The organism is Flagellimonas amoyensis, assembly GCF_003058265.1.
Classification (GTDB): Bacteria; Bacteroidota; Bacteroidia; order Flavobacteriales; family Flavobacteriaceae; genus Flagellimonas; species Flagellimonas amoyensis.
This window is the reverse complement of record NZ_QBUK01000008.1, coordinates 1-19,492: the sequence shown is the minus strand read 5'-3', so window position 1 is coordinate 19,492 and position 19,492 is coordinate 1. Positions and strand designations below refer to the sequence as shown.

Below are 19,492 nucleotides of genomic sequence, written 5' to 3'. Positions count from 1 at the left end.
AAAACTTTTTTTAATTGTTTCCTCTAGAGCTTCTGGAGGAAGATATTCTGGCGCTGCTGTTGCTTCTTTTGCTAGCGGAATTGCCAGAGCTTCTATTTACGGAACTACCAGTACTTCTGGAGACTGTTGTCCTCTTGGTATCATTTCCCCTGCTCACCGTTGGCCTACTGCTGGATGAACTCCTAGTTTCAGGCTTTTTTGAGGTGGTCGTGGATCGCGATACCGTTTTGCGTTCTGGGGTAGATGTGACTGTTCGTTGTGTTACGCTCCTTGTGTTGGGAGTACGTTCCACTTGTTTTTGGCTCACATTCCTGCCGTTGTTCCCATTGCTCCTTGAAGCACTGCTGCTGCGTTGTATAGTTTTCTGTGATGTAGCCTGTCTTTTCACATTGCTGTTACCATTGTTGGAACGGACAGCCGGGCTGCCATTTCTTTCACTGTACTGGGCCACAGATTTGTTGCTTCTACCAGAATCGGCACGTCTTATCGTATTGTTGTCACGTACGGCGACCCTGTTGTCGTTTCTGTAAATGTTATCCCTTCTGTAACGGTTATCGTTACGATATACCTTTCCAACAGAAGCATAACTTCTACGAACATTGTTTCTGTAAGGGGCATAATAGGTGTAACGGACAGGGGTGTAATATCTCCTGTAAGGCCTTGTGTACACATTACAGAACCCAATTGTAGGTCTTATAAAGTATCTGTGGTAAGGCATGTACACATAATGTCTGTTATAGATGTTGATGTATCCTGTATAGTGACTGAAGACACCTCCATTGTAATAAATGTGCAATCCACCAATTCTTCGGACCCTACCGTTGTTGTACCAAACGTCCACATTTCCAATTTGGGAAACACGTCCATAATAATCATAGAATATGGGAATGTTCTCTACTTGGATCACTGCTCCATAATCATCATACTGCACAAAAGGGTTGTAGTCGTAACCAGAGTTGAAGGTGATACCCACATTACCGATCTGGGCACCGATTCCCACATTCACCCTGTTGTCCATGTAAAAGTCGAACTCACCATCGGGATAAACTGAAAAAGTTACCCCATCTTCCACAAAGATGAATGAGTTACCGTATCCACGGACAAAATTTGTCTCAATCGTGTTTTCTGTCTTTGCTGCTTGGATGTTTGGGATTCCAAGTGCAACCGCTGCTATTATGAGTACTAACTTTTTCATATTACAAGGTTTTAAGTTCTAGATACAATTATTTGTATCCAACCAAGTAATAGCAATCAGCGTGCCAAAAAAATAGAGAAAACCGCAACTATCTATTTATTAGAAAGTTGCGGTTTATTTTAGGTGGTTTAATTTTTTATAATGAACATGGACCTTCTATTGAGTTGATGGTCTTGTTCTGAACAGTTTGCCCCATTGGAGCATTTATTGACCAATTGAGATTCGCCATATCCTTTGGCGGTCAACCTGTTCCTGTCCACTCCTTTTTTCACCAGCCACTCCAATGTAGATTTGGCCCGTCTGTCGGACAATTGCCTATTGTAATTGTCATCTCCCCTGGAGTCGGTGTGGGATTCTATATGAATGATCAGTTGGGGGTATTCTTTCATCGCTTGCAAGATCTTGGCAAGTTCCACTTCCGCATCACGTCTGATGTTGTGTTTGTCAAAGTCAAAATAGATGGGTTGCAGATCCAATCTACATCCTAGATCATTGACTGGGCAATCGGGTGGGGCAAGGGCCAAATCAACTTGTGTGGTCATTATCCCAGTGGGTGTGGTGAGGGTCTTTTCCTTGGGTTGGTAGTCCATTTCATTGTTGGAGGCCCTAATCGCATATTGTGTACCGCAATCGACGATACCTTCAAAACTATAGGCACCATTGCTTTGAACTGTCTTTTGGGAAACAACCTCATTGTTTTCATCCAAAAGGGTGACCAATGAACCTTCAAGGGGTCTGCCCGTTTTTTCATCGGTAATGATACCCTTTATAATGGTGCCACAATTTTCATTGAATGCATAGATGTCATCGGAAACACTACCTTCATTGCCTTCCCGGTTGGAGGAAAAGTAACCTATTTTACTGGATTCATCTATGATGAAACCGAAATCATCTTGGTTGGAGTTGATAGGCGCTTTTAGGTTGGTAACCGTTTTGAACTGGCCATTACCATTCAGGGAAACTACAAAAACGTCAAGACCTCCCAAACCTATATGGCCATCGCTGGAAAAGTATAGATTTTCATTTCCACTCACAAAAGGAAAGCTTTCCCGCTCTTCAGTATTGATTTTTGGGCCAAGATTAACGGGTTGGCCATATTGTCCATTTCCCAAAATATCCACATACCAAAGGTCTGATTTTCCGAGGGAGCCTTCCATGTCCGAAGAAAAATACAAACGGTTTTCTGCGTTGTTCAATGCTGGGTGGGCCACCGAATATGAGTTGCTGTTGAAGGGCAATTCTTCCACATCTCCCCAACTACCATTGTCTTTTTTGCTGGCCTTATAGATTTTCAGGCTGACCAATCGTTTTTTATCCCTTTTCTTTTTGCCGTTGATGTAATTGTTCCGCGTGAAGTACATGGTCTTCCCATCTTTGGTAAAGACAGCTGAAGACTCATGGTATGGGGTGTTGATATCCCCTGCAAGAGCGATGGGATTTTCCAAAGCACCATTTTCGCCTATTTCAGCCTCATAAAGATCTAAATAGGGGAGACCGTTCCAATCGTGGGTTTTTCCACCTTCCGGATTTTTGGAAGAGGATGCGAACACAATTTTATTGCCATGGAACGTAGGTCCAAAATCTGAACTGGAAAGTCCTTCGGTAATATTGATGGCCCTATATTTTGCGGTTTTGTCATTGGTTAGATCCTGAAAGGAAACAGCACTGTTCTGCAGGTTTGTAGCGACTTTGCTATTGCCGGACAGGGTTACGTATTTGTCCATCATTTTTTCTGACTCGCTGTATTCCCCTATACTTTTGAATGTTTGGGCTGTGCGGTAATAATACTCAGCTTCCACTTCGTGGGGATAGTTTTGGACCAGTTTCTTGTACCATTTTGCAGCTTCAGAATATTCGCTGTTGAAATAATAGGTATCTCCCAATTTTTCGAACACTTGTGCAGACTCATAGCCATCTTCTACTACATTGAGATAAATTTTTCTAGCATCGATATAGGCATAGCTATCAAATTGCTCATCGGCCTTTTTCACTTTGCTTTCTTGTGCACTTAAAACACCAATGGACAAAAGTACCATCAGTGCAGTGTGTTTTATATTTCCTGTTTTCATCCTAATACTATATTAAAAGAACCTTGGGGTTACAATCCTATCTGATCTATTGAAAATATCGAAGCGGAGAAACACTTCATACGAGCCATCACTGTATTTCTCAATATTGGTGGATTGGTAATCATAGGCCAATCCTGCAAAAAAGGAATCGGAGATTTGAAATCCGGCCATGGCACTTACCGAGGCACTCCATCGGTATGATGCGCCCAAAGTGAACTTTTCATTGATCAGGAAATTGGCGGACATGTCCCATTGCAATGGGGAGCCACTCACATATTTGACCAAAGTGGCTGGTTTGAACTTCAAGTTTTCGTTGAGGTCAAAAACATAACCCGCAATCAGAAAGTAGTGCAAACGCTCAATAGCGATATCATTCACGTTGACATTTTCCAGCGAACTTTCATCATAATGCTTGGAGTTCAGAAAATTGGGAACGGATAGCCCCACATAGAATTTATTGGTATAATAGTATGTGCCTGCTCCGACCTGTGGTTGGAGTTTGTTGTCCACATTGTTTTGAAAATGGGGGTCATTGGGGTCAAAAATATTCAACTTGCTGTAGTCGACATTTAGCATATCCAATCCAGCTTTTAGTCCAAAGGCCAGTTTGGCTTCATTGAGGAAGCGAATGGTATATGCATAATCCACCACTACATTGGATTCCACAGCAGGGCCTATTCTGTCATACACGATGGAAAGACCGAGCCCCATATTGTCATACAGCCCTACGGGAGAATTCACCGTGAAGGTACCAGTTTCTGGAGACCCTTCGAGGCTTACCCATTGGGTACGGCCCAGCAATCCAAAACTCAACACTTCCCTAGAACCGGCATAGGCAGGGTTTACCACTTGGGTGTTGTACATGTACTGTGTGTATTGAGGGTCCTGCTGGGCAATGGCCGAACACAGGACGGCAAAGAGGGCAAAGGCGGATAGCCAGAGGTTCCTATGTTTGTTCAAAATCATCTTTTTGTCTAAAAATTCGTGGTTTTTCATTGTTGAAATGCTCAGTTGTATTAATCCCTGTTGATATATAGGTATCCTGAATAGCTATCTTTTCCTGGATTTTCTCCAGTGAAGGTCAGTATGTAGAAATAGGTGCCGCTAGGGAGTTGTTTATCCTTCTGGAAAGTGGCCCTTCCTTCCGATATGCCATAGAACAGGTTGGTACCCTGACCATATTGTTCGCTTTCGTAAACCAGCACACCCCAACGGTTGTAGATCTTCAATTGGTTATCTGGATAATTTTCGATGCCCAGAACAAGGAAATAATCGTTTGAACCATCGCCATTCGGCGTGATGCCATTGAAAATCTCAAATCCAATAAGAACACCGCCATCAATGCAGGTATCACTAGGAATAATGGTTTCTGTCATCTCGTTCTCGAGGTAGCTATCATTGTCGGACAGGTCCATCAACTGGATATCAAATCCAACAGGCTCTCCTGTAACCATAGCTTGATTAACGATGTTACCACTGTCAATATCGGCTTGGACAATGTATCTGTCGGCTTCAAAAGTCCATGTTTCACCAATAGATAGGATACCATCACTGTTCTCATCACTTCCAACCACTGGGCCTGCAACCTGTCCGCCCAGCAATGGATCCATCAGGATAATATTATCAATTGAAGCACTGTTGCTATTATTGGTTACGGTGAAGGTGTAGCGCACTGTTTCCACACAACCATCGCCATTGGTATCCACAAGTGCACCTTGTTTGATAAGACCTAGACGGGCACCTCCATTTGTACAAGCGTCCGCTGGTATAACAGTGTTGGTGGGTTCGTTTTCCGACAGACTGTCATTATCCGATAGATCAAACAATTGACTGTTCACGCTCTCAACCTGAGCAGTAATTGTAGCCTGATTAACCACAGCCCCATTGTCTATGTCATCTTGAGAAATTGCATATAAAGCTTCGTAGGTCCATGTTTCACCTACTGAAAGAATACCGTCACTATTCTGATCTGTTCCATTGATGGGGCCGAGGACATCTCCGCCCAATAGAATATCTACCAATTCTATTTGAATCAAATCCACTGACCCGGTGTTTGTTGCTGTGAATGTATAGTGAATGGTATCAACGCATCCATCTCCGTTGATGTCAATTAGTATACCTTGCTTGATAAGTCCCAAGGCCGCCCCATTGCCAACACATGCATTATTTGGAATTACCGTACTGGTAGGTTCGTTTTCCAAAAAGCTGTCATTGTCCGACAAATCGAAGACTTGGACATCAAAGCCCACAGGTTCTGCAATCACTGTTGCCTGGTTATTGATGGTGCCACTATCTATATCATTTTGGGTTATGGCATACAATGCTTCGTAGCCCCAGGTTTCACCTACTGAAAGAACCCCATCATTATTTGCATCCGTTCCATTCATTGGACCAGGTATCTGGCCTCCGAACAATGGGTCTTCCAAATCAACACCGTCTAAGTCAATACCTCCTGTATTGGTCACCGTAAAGCGGTATAGCACACTTTCATTACATCCATCTCCATTAGTATCAATCAACGTACCCACTTTTATAAGACCTATTCGGGGTCCATTTGTACAAGCATCAGCAGGTACAGATGTTGTTGTAATATTGTCTTCCAAAAGACTGTCATCATCAGATAGATCTTCTACCAAAGTATTCACATTGGTAAACCCTGTCGCTTTGGCTTGGTTGTCCACTGAGGTATTGTTGATATCCTGCTGAGTGATGGCATAAAGAGCCTCGTAGGTCCATGTTTCACCGACAGAAAGAACCCCATCATTGTTTGCATCCGTTCCATTCACTGGGCCTGGTATTTGCCCGCCCAACAATGGATCTTCAATGAATACACCAAACAGATCAACATCTCCTGTATTGGTCAAAGTGAAGGTGTACAGAATACTCTCCATACAGCCATCGGCATCTACATCAACAACCAATCCTTCTTTGATCAATCCCAGTGCTGGATTTTGGCAATGGGCCAAACTAACCACTGTAGGGTCGTCCTCAACTGGACTGTCATTGTCGGAAAGGTCTGAAACTGTTTCGCCCGGTTGTCCTTGTACATCTGCAATTACATCTGCCTGATTGATTACTTGACCATTTATGATATCCGCTGGTGTAATATTGTATATGGCATTGTATATCCATATTTCACCTGGATCAAGGAACGCGTTGCTATTGTCATCCCCTGAATCAGGACCGGGTAAAATGCCTCCCAAAAGCGGATCGTTCAGAACTATATTTTCCAAAGTATAGATCCAACTTGAATTGGCCACCTCGAAGGTATATTGGATGACATCACACCCCTGACCGCCAGAGATCGAAAGGGCCTGTCCTGCTTTGATGACATAGATGCCGGGTTGGCATGGGGTTAAATCGACAACGGTCGCATCATCCTCAAGAGGACTGTCGTTATCGGAAAGGTCTAAGACACTTTCACCTGGTTGTCCTTGTACATCTGCAGTTACTGTAGCTTGGTTGATCACTTGACCATTTGCAATATCCACTTCAGTAATATCATAATCGACAGTGTATGTCCATGTTTCACCTGGAGACAAAATACCGTCATCACCAACATCTTCGCCAGGGTCTGGGCCAGCAAGAGGGCCTACACCGAGTAGAGGGTCGATAAGTACCACATTGTCCAAAGCATAGATCCAACTTGGGTTGACCACTTCTATTGAATAACGAATAATATCGCATCCCTGAGCTCCTGAGAGATCTAAAGCCTGACCAGTTTTGATAGCATAGATACCAGCACGACATGCAGTGATATCAACTATTGTAGGGTCGTTTTCCAGTGGGCTGTTGTCATCGGAATCGTCAGAAACCATAACCCCTGGCAACCCTTCAACATCGGCAGTTACCGTAGCTTGATTTATTACCTGCCCATTTATGATATCCGCTTCCGTAATGTTATAGGAAGCCATATAGATCCAAGTTTCGTGCGTATCCAGTATATTGTTGTTATTGGTGTCTCCTGAATCCGGACCTGGTAGGGGATTCCCCAAAAGAGGGTCAATAAGGAGCACATTGCTCAAATCATAGAATATACTTGTGTTATCCACTTCAAAGGTATATTGGATGACATCACACCCAGGTGCACCTGAAAGTGAGAGCGATTGCCCGGTCTTGATCAGGGATATCCCTTCTTGGCACGCAGTGAGATCAATTACTGTAGGGTCGTCTTCCAACGGGCTATCATCGTCGGATAGATCGGAAACAATTACATCCAGAAAACCTTGTACATTAGCTGTAGCTGTAGCTTGATTGACCACTTGACCGTTGTCAATGTCGTCTGGGGTAATGTTATAGATTGCAGAATAGAGCCAAATCTCACCAGGATCGAGAAGTCCATTGCTGTTAAGATCACCGAAATCAAGGTTGGGTGGGGTGTTTCCCAACAGCGGATCAACAACCTCCACATTATCAAGCCCTACATCACCTTCATTGGTTACTGTAAACTGATATATAATAATGTTGCATCCAGGCATACCACCATCAATATCCCCAACAGCTGTTCCAGCTTTTACAATTGAAATGGCTCCTTGGCAAGGGGTAAGGTCTAGTACCGTTGGGTCATTTTCCAACGGGCTGTTATCATCCGAATCATCCGAGACCACGATGCCAGGAAAGTCTTGAGATCGAGCTGTTACCGTAGCTTGGTTGACTACTCGTCCATTTATAATGTCTGTTGATTCAATGTTATATACTGGAGGTGTGTATATCCAAACTTCTCCTGGGTCAAGAAACCCCACGTTATTGTCGTCTCCAGAACTTGGCCCACCCAAGTCACCTCCAAGAAGAGGGTCGTTAAGGACCACGTTTTCCAATATTTGAAAGGTCCCTTCATTAGCTACTTGAAAGCTGTATTGGGCAGTGGTACAGTTTGCCCTTCCTAGTATTTTGATGACAGATATTGCTGGTTGGCAATCGGTCAGGTCCAAAACTAATTGTGCCGAATCAGCAACCTCCACACCGGGCTGTCCCTGTACAATTGCATTGACATTGGCCTGACTATCTATTAAACCATTGATGATGTCTGTTTGCTCAATGGTATAGGGAATTGTGTAAGTCCAAATTTCATTGGGATCCATTAGGCCATCATTGTTGTCATCACTTCCAAAATCTGGTTGGCCCACCACATGGAGGGGGTCGGTGACAATGATATTATCCAACACTTCCCCATTGGTACTGGTGTTGGCAACAGTAATTGTGAACTCTATACGGTCACATCCTGGACCTCCCGATAAACTTCTGGCAAAGCCTGTTTTTACAATTGAAATGGAAGGGGCAAAAAGTTCCTCTTCCATGTCCATAACATTTGATTTGTTCCAGTTGGCCAAAAGACCACCAAAGTAGATAGAGGACATTAAAAGGGCGATTGGAGCCCATATTTTTTTGGAGCGTGTTGCGGAGAAGCTCCCAAAACCGATTTTCTTCATTTTGTTTATTTGGTTAGAAGAATAATGTTACTTATCGCTATGGCAATCCACAATTGCTAGCAGAAATACCTAAAGCAAATAAGCATTTGATTTACAGTTGGATTTTTTAGCTTTTATGCCTTAAAATTCCGTGCAAATGAAACAAATTGAAAAGTTGTAAAAGGGGTCCAATTGATGGATGGGTAAGTTGGGTTAATGGAAGTGGGGTTTGGATCAACGGATGAAAAAAGGAAAATCCAGTAAGAAGGGCATGGGGCTTGAAATATGTAGGACATTTACTTCAAGAACGGATGGACGATTTGGAAAAGACCAAAAAACTCAAGTCCAAGTCCAAGTTCAAGGTTAGGCAGAACAATAGGTTGTTTTTAAAATAACTCAATAACCCAAGTCTATTCTCTATAGTCTATGCTCTTCTGTCTAAATTCTATCGTCTTTCAGAGCTTTTCCCTCAAATATTTGGCGGTGTGTGAATCCTTGTTCTGGACAATTTCCTCAGGGGTACCCTCTGCAATGAGGTGACCACCATCTTCCCCGCCTTCCGGCCCAAGGTCGATGATATAATCCGCACATTTGATGAGTTCGATGTTGTGCTCGATCACAATAATGGAATGCCCTTTGGCAATCAGTTCTTCAAAGGATTTCAATAATTTTTTGATGTCGTGAAAATGAAGCCCTGTAGTGGGTTCATCAAAGATGAACAGGGCTTTTTCCTTTGTAGTTCCTTTTACCAGGAAAGAAGCCAGTTTAATACGCTGCGCCTCGCCGCCGGATAGGGTGGAGGAGGACTGGCCCAAAGTAACATAGCCCAATCCCACATCTTGTAATGGTTGTAGCTTACTGACTACCTTTTCCTGTTTGTATGTCTGGAAATGGGAGATGGCATCATCAATGGTCATGTTCAGGATATCGTCGATGTTTTTGCCCTCAAACTGGACTTCCAAAATATCTTTTTTGAAGCGTTTGCCATTGCACACGTCACATTCCAAATGCACATCGGCCATAAACTGCATTTCTACAGTGATTTCACCTTCTCCTTTACATTTTTCACATCGACCTCCGTCCACGTTGAATGAGAAATGTTTGGCTTGATACCCGCGCAGTTTGCTCAGCTTTTGGGAAGAAAAAAGGTTTCGGATGTCATCGTATGCCTTTATATAGGTCACAGGATTGGAACGGGAAGAACGCCCGATGGGGTTCTGGTCCACAAACTCCACATGCTTGATGTGCGAATATTTTCCTTCAATGGAAGTGAACTGCCCTGCCTTTTCACCATAGCCACCCACAGCCTGAAGGATGGTGGGGTATAGGATCTTTTTGACCAAGGTACTTTTCCCACTTCCCGAAACCCCGGTGATCACGGTCAGTACGTTCAGTGGAAAAGTAACATCTATGTTCTTAAGATTGTTCTCCCGTGCCCCTTTGATCTGGATGTAGTGCTTGGAATTTCTACGCGCTTTGGGCACAGCTATTTCTTGGGTCCCGTTCAAATAGGCAGCGGTAAGCGAGCTGGACTTCAAAATGGTTTCCATGTTCCCCGTCGCCACGACCTCGCCGCCCAAGGTCCCAGCTTCTGGTCCTATGTCGATGATCTCGTCCGCCGCTTTCATAATGTCCTCATCGTGCTCCACCACAATAACGGTATTGCCTAAATTCCGAAGGGATTTCAATACCTCTATCAAATTTTCGGTGTCCCGGGAATGGAGTCCAATGCTGGGTTCGTCCAAAATATACATGGAACCCACAAGACTGCTGCCCAGTGAAGTGGCCAGGTTGATCCGCTGGCTTTCCCCTCCGGAGAGGGTATTGGATTTTCGGTTGAGGGTCAAATAACCCAGTCCCACCTTGTCCAAAAACTCCAATCGGGTAGTGATTTCCTGCAGCAAGCGTTTGGCAACGGTACTGTCATGTTCCGAAAGTTGGAGTTCCCCAAAAAAGGGCATCAGCCGTTTGATGGGCAGTTCAATCAGGTCCGAAATGGATTTTCCACCTACCTTTACATAATCGGCCTCTTTGCGGAGCCGTTTCCCCTTGCACACGGTACACTTGGTCTTTCCTCGGTACCGAGAAAGCATCACCCGGTTCTGCATTTTATAACTCTTTTCCTCAAGTTGCTCAAAAAATGCATGGATGCCGGTAAAGTGCTTGTTGCCGTCCCAGACCAATTGTTTTTGCTCCTCCGAAAGTTCAAACCAAGGTTTGTGAATGGGAAAATCAAACGTATAGGCTGAGTTTACCAATTGATCCCTGTACCAACCCATGCTTTCCCCGCGCCAAGGAAAAACAGCATTTTCATATACAGAAAGAGCCGTGTTGGGAATCACAAGGTCTTCATCTATTCCGATGACGTCCCCATAGCCTTCACATTTGGGACAGGCACCATACGGATTGTTGAAACTGAACAAATGCACATTCGGTTCCAAAAATTTCATGCCATCCAATTCAAACTGGTTGCTGAACGAATGGGTTTCCCCGGTTTGGAGGTTCTCAATGGCGCAGACCCCTTTCCCTTCAAAAAAGGCATTGTCCACCGCATTGGCCAATCGGTTGTAAAAATCCTCATCGTCCTTTACAATGATCCGGTCCACCACAAGGTCAAACTCCCTGCCGATATCCTGGGGAGCCTGATCTATCCGTAAGACTTCACCCTTATATTTGATACGGGCATAGCCTTGCTTGGAAAAAAGTTCCAATGATTTGATGGGATCTCGGTCCTCTTTAATATGTATGGGGGCCAAGAGCAACAGTTTGCTTCCTTCTTCCAATGCCTTGATGTGGTTGATCACATCCGATACCGTATGCTTCTTCACCTCCTTGCCAGAAATGGGGGAGATGGTCTTCCCGATGCGGGCGTAGAGCAATTTGAGGTAATCATAGATTTCCGTGGTGGTCCCAACGGTAGACCTAGGGTTGGTGGAGTTCACCTTTTGCTCAATGGCAATGGCAGGCGCTATACCTTTAATATAATCCACCTTGGGTTTGTCCAGTTTGCCCAAGAACTGACGGGCGTAGGAGGAAAGGCTTTCCACATACCTCCGCTGGCCTTCCGCATAAAGGGTGTCAAAGGCCAATGTGGACTTGCCCGAACCAGACAGCCCGGTGATCACCACCAGTTTGTTCCTGGGGATCACCACATCTATATTTTTGAGATTGTGCAGTTTGGCACCTTTTATAATGATGTGCTGCTTGGGATCAAGGTCGGTAATGGCTGCCATTTGTTAAAATTAGGGTCTCAAAGATACGATACACAACACTTAATACGTATATTGCATCAGTTAACATATAAAAATCTGCAACTCACAACATAGTTTTTAGCTCGCCTACCTAAAACTATATATTTGGAGTGTAATTAAAAAACTGAATAGGCCTATACAGAATAATTACTTTTTAAGATTAAAAACTAAATACCAGAAAGTCTTTCCTGAAAAGGAAGGGTGATGATTTTAACCAAAAAAGTAATTTGTATGGAACTACAGATTAATGACTCGACTTTAGTAAAGAACTATATTGCCGGAGATGAGAAGGCGCTAGAGATACTCATCAACAGGCACAACCAAAGAATCACCAGTTTTATCTACTCAAAGGTTATGGACAGGGATGTTGCAGAGGACATCTTCCAAGATACCTTTATCAAGGTGATCAAGACCCTAAAAAGGGGATCGTACAGCGAAGAGGGCAAATTTCTTCCCTGGGTCATGCGAATCGCCCACAACCTGATCATCGATCACTTCCGTAAGAACAAAAGAATGCCAAAATTCGAAGGCAGTGATGATTTCAATATCTTTTCTGTGATCAAGGATGAAAAACTGAACATTGAAAAACAGATCATCAAAGATCAGATTGAGAGCGATCTCACCCTTTTGATCGAGGAATTGCCCGATGACCAAAAAGAAGTGTTGATCATGAGGATCTACAAGGACATGAGTTTCAAGGAAATCTCCGAAAACACTGGGGTCAGCATCAATACCGCTTTGGGCAGAATGCGATATGCCCTTATCAACTTGAGAAAAATCGTTAATCGCAAGAACATCGTTTTAACGAATTAATAGCGCATTACGTCGAACGTTGCAATATTTCCATTTTACTGGCGTTATCTATTTGAAACATTTACGCTAGAATATGGAAAATATTTACTCTGAAGAACAAAAATCCGTGAAAACGGTGAAGGCTAGCCAAAAGACAGTAAATTTTTTGCTTAGCTACTCCAAATCGATTCATGTAGTTGACTACAAAAAGCATCAGTTTGAAGTAACCTTGAACTAAGGTGCAGATCAAACTGTCAGAAAGAGCCGCAATTAGCGGCTCTTTTTGTTTTTATAATATTGGTCGATCACCGTTTTGCGGCCAATCGTCTTGGTGATGATGTCCTTTTCCAGGTCCCAGCCACGGGCCGGGGAATATTCCCTTCCGTACCAAATGATCTGGAGGTGAAGCCTGTTCCAAATTTCCTCCGGGAACAAGCGCTTGGCGTCCCGTTCCGTTTGCACCACATTTTTTCCATTGCTGAATCCCCATCGGTACATCAACCTGTGGATATGGGTGTCCACAGGGAATGCAGGAATTCCAAAAGCTTGGGAAACCACTACACTGGCCGTTTTGTGGCCCACGGCCGGAAGTTCCTCCAGCAGTTCAATGCTCCGTGGCACTTCGCCATTGTATTTGTCCACCAGAATATGGGAAAGACCATGGATTCCTTTCGATTTCATGGGGGAAAGCCCTACGGGCTTGATGATTTCCCGTATTTCTTCCACCGAAAGCTTGATCATGTCAAAGGGATTATCGGCCCTTTCGAACAAAAGTGGTGTGATCTGGTTCACCCTGACATCCGTACTTTGGGCTGATAGCAGTACGGCCACCAATAGGGTATAAGGGTCTTTATGGTCCAACGGAATGGGAATGGTGGGGTAGAGTTCATCCAAGGTATTTATGGTAAAATCAACCTTTTCTTGTTTGGTCATATTTGTTTAACTTTGCATATATAAATATTAAACAATAATTCAAGACAGAAAGCGCATGAATATGTTAAAAGCAGGGGATAAAGTACCTGAATTTTCCGCAAAAGACCAAGATGGCAATACAATTAATCTCAGCTACTATAAAGGAAAGAAATTGATCGTCTTTTTCTATCCGAGGGCCAATACGCCCGGTTGTACGTTGGAAGCCTGTAATTTGCGCGACAATTACAAAGAATTGCAAGAGCAAGGTTTTGAACTCTTGGGTGTGAGTGCCGATTCTGGGCGCAAACAGGCCAATTTCAAGAAGAAATACAAATTTCCTTTCCCGTTATTGGCCGATGAGGACCACACCGTGATCAATGCCTTTGGGGTTTGGGGACCAAAAAAATTCATGGGACGTACTTTTGATGGCATCCACCGAACCACTTTTTTGATCAATGGGGACGGGATTGTGGAAAAAGTCATCGAAAAGGTAAAGACCAATGACCACGCTGCGCAGATTCTCGGGTAGAGCCTAGACTTGGGTTAATTGGATTGTTGGATTCTTCGAGTTTTGGATAAATTGAATTGTCTTTGCTTGTCATTCTGAAAACACGAAGTGTTTGAAGAATCTCCACTCCAAAAAGAAATGCTTTGATTGTCGGAAGTCAGAAGTCCGAAAATTTATTCGTGTATATTGGTGCAATTCGTGTCACCGTAAAATACCCCTAAGGTCCCCTCGAGGGGACAGTTGCTCTGGATGAGGTTATTCGGTTACTGAGTTATTCGTGGTGCTTGTCATTCTGAAAACACGGAGTATTTGAAGAATCTGACCCGAAAAGGGATTCTTCACGTTGCTCAGAATGAAAGATTCTGCTGCAAACTGCATTCTGAAACATCCGTAACCTGAAATTCTGTACCCTCCTTGAACTTGAACTTTTACCTTTTACCCTTCACCCTTTAGCCCAAAACCTTTCCCATCAGTTTCTCGCGTAGAGCAAATGGTCCAGCAAGGTAAAATCCACGCTCATGTCGTCCTTCAACTCATATTTGATGATCAGGTCGCCCCAATACTTTCCGTCGGAGAAATCGGCGAGTATCCATTTGTGGTTCAGTACTTTGATCTTGTTGATCTTGAAATCGCTTTCCATTCCCGCATAGGGCACCAAAGGATTGTCCCCGGATTTTTCGTTGGTCTCCAACAGTTTGTCCTCGATGTAGCGCGATGGGTTCTCCAAATTGAGATGGTCATAATAGGCCAGGGCATCATCGTTGTTCTCCAAGGTGAAATACTGCATGTCCAAGACCCGTAGCTGTGTCTTCAAGAGGGAATCGTTGAGGGATTCCACTTCGGCATGCAAACGGTCAATATCCACATTCTTGGCGTTCAGGGCATCTTGCATTTTGTTGCCGGCCACAAATTGATAGAGGGCCAAAAGGGCCGCAAACACAAATAGGTAGAGGAAAATCTTGTTTTTCATGGTTCAATTCTTTTGAAAATCAATTTAGTTCTCGACTGCGCTCCGGTTCTCGACTGCCTGCCCGTCCGGCAGGCGGGCGCTCGAACGGACAGGGCACGATAGGATAACGCATAAGGAAAGCCTATATTTTCAGTTTCAGGTTATCGTAGGCCAAATGTACATTTTTGGGCAGTTTTTTTTCCACTTCCGCATGGAAACCCAACATATGGCTGATGTGGGTGAAATAGGTTTTTTCCGCCCCTACCTCTTCGGCGAAGGCCAGGGCCTCTTCCAGATTGAAATGCGAATGATGGGGCTCTTCGCGCAGCGCATTCACCACCAGCACTTTGGCACCCTTTATTTTTTTGATCTCCTCCTCCTCTACCCGTTTCACATCGGTGAGGTACACAAAGTCCCCAAATCGGTAGCCAAATACCTGTAGCCTGTTGTGGTAGGCCTCGATTGGGAGCACATCCAAATCACCCAAACGAATGGGCCTGTCCTTTTCCACAGGAAATACCTGTACAGCAGGGGCACCGGGGTAACGGTTCTCATCGGCAAAAATATAATCGAAACGCCTTTTCAGGGAATAGATGACCCGCTCGTGGGCATAAATGGGAATGTCACCCTGACGGAAAAAAAAGGGACGGATGTCGTCTATGCCCGCCGTATGATCGGCATGCTCGTGTGTAAAAAGGATACCATCCAGTTGGTCTATGGGATTTTTGAGCATCTGCTGACGAAAATCGGGTCCACAATCGATCACATAATGGTACGATTTCCACGAGACGAGTACGGAGACCCGCAGGCGTTTGTCCTTGGGGTCCTTGCTCTTGCAGACGGGATGATCACTACCAATGATGGGGATGCCCTGTGAGGTTCCCGTGCCCAAAAAAGTGATGGTCATCCTGTCATCCATGAAATTCAAAATTATAACTTATTTATGTAATAGATTGAATGAAGAGTGTAACTTTGTGGCACAGTAAACTTTCGGATATGCCTACCGTACCCAGCAAAGAGAATGCTTTTGAAAATATACCTTCCATAAAGGCAAAGACCCTGAGGATCAACCTGAACCCCAACATCTACGGAACCTTTGCAGAAATTGGGGCCGGACAGGAGACCGCAAGGCATTTTTTCAGGGCCGGTGGGGCTTCTGGGACCATTGCCAAGGCGATGAGTGCCTATGACAAGTCTTTCAGTGATGCCATTTATGGGATTGAGGAAGATGGACGCTATGTGACCCAGTCCCGATTGAAAAAAATGTTGGACCACGAGATGAGCTTGGTGGAGGAACGGATCAGCAGGGAGAGCAATCCCAACTATCTGTTCTTTACCTATGCGAACACGGTGGCCACCATCGATTTTTCCAAAAGGTACAAAGGACACGGCTGGGTGGGTATCCGCTTCCAATTGGATCCTGATCAGAAGGAATATGACGAGATCGTGCTCCACATTCGCTTCAAACAGAACGAGGCCCGCTTGCAGCAGGAAACCTTGGGCATTTTGGGGGTGAACCTGATCTATGGGGCTTTCTTTAAGTTCCATAAGCCCAAAAAACTGTTGAAATACCTTTATGATCATATTGATAAGGACACCTTGGAAATAGACATGGTGAACTTTACGGGACCCAACTTTGCCGATGTGGACAACAGGTTGATGAGCCTTCAGTTGATCAAAAACGATATGACGGATGCGGTGATGTTCGGGCCCGATGGCAATAACCTCTTGCCCGCTGCCGTACTTTATAAAAAGAGCATCTTGGCACTTCGTGGTAGTTTTAGGCCCGTTACCAAGGTGAACATGGACATGTTCCAGAAATCGTATGATATTTTCATCAGGGAACAAACGGTGGAATATGAGAACACCATTGTGGTTTTTGAGATTACCCTCTCCAACCTGAAGGCGGCCGGGGAAATTGATGAACAGGATTTTATGGACCGTGCAGAATTGCTCTGTTCGCTGGGGCATACGGTATTGATCTCCAAGTTCCAGGAATATTACAAACTGGTGGAATATTTCAATAACTACACCAAGGCCAAGATCGGGCTTACCATGGGCGTGAACAACCTCGTGGATGTATTCGATGAAAAATACTACCGTCATTTGAGCGGTGGCATTTTGGAAGCCTTTGGAAAATTGTTCTTCAAAGACCTAAAGGTCTACCTCTATCCGATGAAGGATCCCAATACAGGGCAAGTCTTGACCAGCAACAACGTGAAAGTGCACCCACGGATGAAGGAGCTGTACAAATTCTTCAAGTATAATGGCAAGGTGATGGACATCATCGATTACGATCCCGAAGTGCTCCACATTTTCTCAAGGGATGTGCTCAAGAAAATCATCAACAACGAAGAGGGTTGGGAAGATGAACTGCCAGAAGGTATTGCTGAAATCATCAAGCAAAAACACCTTTTTACCCGAAAAGTCGTTGAGATAGAGGAATAGAAGATTTTTCTATTTATCTGAAAGTCAAGCTCAAGGAATGTATAGAATTGTTAAATACATGCTTTGGTTAAAGTTTCAGGTTTCCAGTTCCTGAGTTCAAAATCACGAAGTCAAAAGCTTGAATTGGGGCCTACCAGTAACTGTCCCCTTGAGGCCTTCCGCAGGCAGGAATTACACGAATCTTCACGAATAAATGTTCATATTTCCAAAAACCAAATAACCGAATCACCAAAATACTAAGTCTATTTTCTATAGTCTATGTTCTTTCGTCTCTTCCGACGTTTCGACTACGCTCAACGTGACACTTCCGACAATCGAAGCATCCTGTTTCAGTGTCCCATGTCATTCTGAGCAACGTGAAGAATCCCTTTTTGGGTCAGATTCTTCAAACACTCCGTGTTTTCAGAATGACAAGCACCACGAATAACTCAGTAACCGAATGACCTCATCCAGAGCAACTGTCCCCTCGAGGGGACTTTAGGGGTGTTTTTTAGTGGACACGAATTGCACCAATATACACGAATAAATTTTCGGACTTCTGACTTCCGACAATCAAAGCATTTCTTTTTGGAGTGGAGATTCTTCAAACACTCCGTGTTTTCAGAATGACAAGCACCACGAATAACCCAGTAACCGAATCACCAAATAACAGAATAACCGAAATCTATTCTCTACGGTCTATGTTCTTTCGTCTCTTCGGACAACCCAATCATCAAATAAAAAACCACCGAAGGACACAACGGCCCCTCGGTGGCAAGATTATATCTATGTTAAGAAATAAGCTATTCCTATTGGATCAAAAATCCACGCAGTTGGCCTGGAACCCAACGGTGCCCGTATAGGACCAACCATAATTGCTGCTCAGGTTTTGGAAGGCATTATTGGCTTCCGTGCATGAAGTAAGACCATCCATGCCCAAAGTGATGTCGTTGGGGCCGTTGTTGTTCGTCACAAATGTGTTCCAACCTGTCAAGGTATCCCTCAGATGGACTCTTGACAGACCGCAACCATCAAGCATAAAGTCCATACTTGTAACATTACCAATGTTCCAATTGCCCAGATTCTGGTCAAAGGAGGTGGCCCCATAGAACATAGCGCCCATATTGGTCACCATGCTAGTGTTCCAACCACCAATGTCTTGATTAAAGGCAGTGGCCCGGCTGAACATACCTTCCAAACTCGTCACACTGGAGGTATCCCAACCGCCAATGTCCCCATTAAAGGCAGTGGCTCCAGCGAACATATAGGACATATCGGTCACATTGGAGGTATCCCAACCGCCAATGTCCCCATTAAAGGCAGTGGCTCCAGCGAACAAAATTGACATATCGGTCACATTGGAGGTGTCCCAGCCACTGATGTCCCCATTAAAGGAAGTGGCCCCTTCGAACATACCTTGCATATTGGTCACATTGGAAAGATCTGGTACATCCGTGGCATTATAGACCATATTGACACAGTTATGAAATGCAACCGACATATCTTCCCATTGTACAGTGCCCCATTGCTCTATGGACATAAGCTTTTTCCCCCTTTCCTGATCAATTTCATTGTACATCAAAAAATGTGGGAACTGGCCCTTGATGGCCACGGTATAGGTGCCGGCCGTGGCGTAGACATGGGTGGCATCATCACTGACAGTAATCTGTTCCACAGTGCCGTCTCCCCAATCAATGGCATAGTCATAAACATGATTCTCATAGTAGTTAGTGCCAATAACAATCTCCTCATTGGCCACCGTAGTCTTCCAAGTGGTGATAAAGGAGGCAGGGTCATCGGCGAGGCCGACTTCTCCACCTTCGTTCACGTTGGTCACCTTAATGGTGATCTGCGCGGTGGCGGTCTTGTCGCCGTCGCTCACCCGTACGGTAATGCTGTGTTGGGTCTTGGTCTCGAAGTCCAGGGTCTTGCCCGCCAAGAGGGAGAGTGCCCCTGCAGGAGTGATCTCGAAGAGGTCGGT

The 19,492-nt window shown here is 44.4% G+C and carries 12 protein-coding genes; 3 read left to right on the top strand and 9 right to left on the bottom strand.

Annotated features, from left to right (window positions below; genetic code table 11):
* Positions 1-10: 10 nt before the first annotated feature.
* From DB398_RS11920 to uvrA, 5 genes are all read right to left on the bottom strand, one after another.
* Positions 11-1,195 (bottom strand): hypothetical protein, encoded by a 1,185-nt coding sequence (locus DB398_RS11920; protein ID WP_108424622.1) that lies wholly within the window; start codon positions 1,193-1,195, stop codon positions 11-13.
* A gap of 128 nt (positions 1,196-1,323) precedes the next feature.
* On the bottom strand, positions 1,324-3,264 hold the full coding sequence (locus DB398_RS11915) for an OmpA family protein (RefSeq protein ID WP_108424621.1): 1,941 nt from the start codon (positions 3,262-3,264) through the stop codon (positions 1,324-1,326).
* Positions 3,265-3,276: 12 nt separating this feature from the next.
* Complete coding sequence (locus DB398_RS11910; protein WP_108424844.1) at positions 3,277-4,230, bottom strand: PorP/SprF family type IX secretion system membrane protein; 954 nt, start codon at positions 4,228-4,230, stop codon at positions 3,277-3,279.
* A 50-nt stretch (positions 4,231-4,280) separates the two neighbouring features.
* Positions 4,281-8,693, bottom strand: a complete 4,413-nt coding sequence (locus DB398_RS11905; RefSeq protein WP_108424620.1) for a gliding motility-associated C-terminal domain-containing protein — start codon at positions 8,691-8,693, stop codon at positions 4,281-4,283.
* A 434-nt stretch (positions 8,694-9,127) separates the two neighbouring features.
* Entirely contained in the window at positions 9,128-11,905 is a 2,778-nt protein-coding gene (gene uvrA / locus DB398_RS11900) for an excinuclease ABC subunit UvrA (protein WP_108424619.1), read from the bottom strand.
* Positions 11,906-12,154: 249 nt separating this feature from the next.
* Between uvrA and DB398_RS11895 the strand changes: the two genes are divergently transcribed.
* Complete coding sequence (locus DB398_RS11895; RefSeq protein ID WP_108424618.1) at positions 12,155-12,736, top strand: RNA polymerase sigma factor; 582 nt, start codon at positions 12,155-12,157, stop codon at positions 12,734-12,736.
* A gap of 249 nt (positions 12,737-12,985) precedes the next feature.
* Here the strand turns inward: DB398_RS11895 and DB398_RS11890 are convergent, their stop codons facing one another.
* Positions 12,986-13,648 (bottom strand): endonuclease III domain-containing protein, encoded by a 663-nt coding sequence (locus DB398_RS11890; protein WP_108424617.1) that lies wholly within the window; start codon positions 13,646-13,648, stop codon positions 12,986-12,988.
* A gap of 55 nt (positions 13,649-13,703) precedes the next feature.
* On the opposite strand from DB398_RS11890, the gene bcp reads away from it, so the two are divergent.
* Entirely contained in the window at positions 13,704-14,156 is a 453-nt protein-coding gene (gene bcp, locus DB398_RS11885) for a thioredoxin-dependent thiol peroxidase (protein ID WP_108424616.1), read from the top strand.
* Positions 14,157-14,604: 448 nt separating this feature from the next.
* Here the strand turns inward: bcp and DB398_RS11880 are convergent, their stop codons facing one another.
* Complete coding sequence (locus DB398_RS11880) at positions 14,605-15,105, bottom strand: hydrolase (RefSeq protein WP_108424615.1); 501 nt, start codon at positions 15,103-15,105, stop codon at positions 14,605-14,607.
* 121 nt (positions 15,106-15,226) lie between these two features.
* Complete coding sequence (locus DB398_RS11875) at positions 15,227-15,991, bottom strand: MBL fold metallo-hydrolase (protein WP_108424842.1); 765 nt, start codon at positions 15,989-15,991, stop codon at positions 15,227-15,229.
* Positions 15,992-16,080: 89 nt separating this feature from the next.
* On the opposite strand from DB398_RS11875, the gene DB398_RS11870 reads away from it, so the two are divergent.
* The gene (locus DB398_RS11870) at positions 16,081-17,532 is read left to right on the top strand and encodes a nicotinate-nucleotide adenylyltransferase (RefSeq protein ID WP_108424614.1); all 1,452 of its coding nucleotides are present in this window, start codon (positions 16,081-16,083) and stop codon (positions 17,530-17,532) included.
* A 796-nt stretch (positions 17,533-18,328) separates the two neighbouring features.
* Here the strand turns inward: DB398_RS11870 and DB398_RS11865 are convergent.
* The coding region (locus DB398_RS11865) for a BspA family leucine-rich repeat surface protein (RefSeq protein WP_159076423.1) at positions 18,329-19,492 on the bottom strand (1,164 nt) is incomplete at its 5' end.